The sequence below is a fragment of the Allobosea sp. P4_C6 genome (assembly GCF_056402015.1).
This window is the reverse complement of the sequence record NZ_JBFUIF010000237.1, coordinates 1-1477: the sequence shown is the minus strand read 5'-3', so window position 1 is coordinate 1477 and position 1477 is coordinate 1. Positions and strand designations below refer to the sequence as shown.

The following is a 1477-nucleotide window of genomic DNA, read 5'->3' as shown; positions in this document are numbered from 1 at the left end:
GAGCGTCTCGCCTGCCAGGTAATCCTGTGCCACCTGGCGTTTGAACTCGATGCTGTGGGTGCGGTGTCGGGCCATGGGCTTCCATCCTCCGAAAGCCCGGCTCACCGTCAAAGCCGCAGCCTGATCCTGTCTACCTACAGGGGCGCACTCCAAACGGGGTCTCAATGTTGCAGCGCATGTTGACAACCAACTATGGACGGTCTCACCATTCCGCTATAGTGGAATTCAGTGACTTCGATGGAGACCTGAACGTGGTAGCGTTTCGTAAATCCCGACGCAGCAACGTGCCTGCGGCATGAATTACCGGTGGAACTGGTCCATCCTCCTGCAGGAGCCCTATTGGGAGTGGCTCTGGAGCGGCGTGCAGTGGACGCTCTCCATCAGCCTGACCAGCTGGGCGCTAGCGCTGACGATCGGCGTCGCGGTGGGCATCGCACGCAGCCTCCCCAGCCGGAGCGCTCGCTTGGTGGCGGGTGCCTATGTCGACGTATTTCGCAACATTCCGCCGCTGGTCCAGCTCTTCCTGTGGTTCTACGTGATGCCCGAGGTGGTGCCTGACACGATCGGGCTCTGGCTTAAGCGTGATCTACCTTATCCTGAATTCAGCACGGCGGTCGTCGCGATTGGGCTATTCGCGGGGTCTCGTGTCGCGGAGCAGGTCCGGGCCGGGATTGAGGCGGTTGGCAGTCCGTTGTTGCCCGCCGCGCTGGCGACGGGCCTGCGCCCTGCGCAAGCGTTCCGGCTGGTCGTCCTGCCGCTCGGTCTTCGCGCAATCGTGGGGCCGCTGACCTCCGAGTTCCTGATCACGATCAAGCTGTCGTCGCTGAGCCTGACAATCGGCGTCCTCGAGCTGACGGCGCAGAGCCGCCATGTCGAGAACTATACCTTCCAAGGCCTCGAGGCCTTCACCTTCGCCACCGTCGGCTATCTGGTGATCGGACTGTGCGTGACGGCGCTGATGCACTTCATCGACAGCAGGATCGGCGGCGCAGCCCTGCGGAAGACTGCGACATGAGCCATTTCGACTGGGGCGTCATCGCTCGGTCCTGGAGCTTCCTCGCCGAGGGCATGGCGCTCAGCGCCCTGCTCGTGCTGGTCGCGACCGTGGGCGGGCTGATCCTCGGCTTCGGCCTCGCGTTGATGCGGCTGTCGACGCACCGGCTCATCGCGGCGCCGGCCGCGGCCTATGTCACCGTGATGCGTTCGTTGCCGCTCGTGCTGGTGCTGTTCTGGTTTTATTTTCTGATGCCGCTGGCAATCGGCCGGCCGATCGGCTCGCTGATGTCGGCGCTGGTCGCCTTCGTGCTCTTCGAGGCCGCCTTTTATTGCGAGATCATCCGCGCGGGCATCAACAATGTCCGCAAGGGTCAGACCGAGGCGGGCCTCGCGACAGGTTTGCGCCGCAGCCAAGTGATGCGCCATATCGTCATGCCGCAGGCTCTGCGCACGATGACGCCACTGGTGTTGAACCAGATCG

2 protein-coding genes are annotated in these 1477 nt (G+C 63.4%); both read left to right on the top strand.

The features are described from left to right. Positions 1-295 precede the first annotated feature (295 nt). Positions 296-1015, top strand: a complete 720-nt coding sequence (locus tag AC1DVA_RS28290) for an amino acid ABC transporter permease (protein ID WP_265055457.1) — start codon at positions 296-298, stop codon at positions 1013-1015. Next, positions 1012-1477: amino acid ABC transporter permease (locus AC1DVA_RS28285; RefSeq protein ID WP_476808115.1), on the top strand; the 466-nt coding region annotated here is incomplete at its 3' end. The genes AC1DVA_RS28290 and AC1DVA_RS28285, both read left to right, overlap by 4 nt.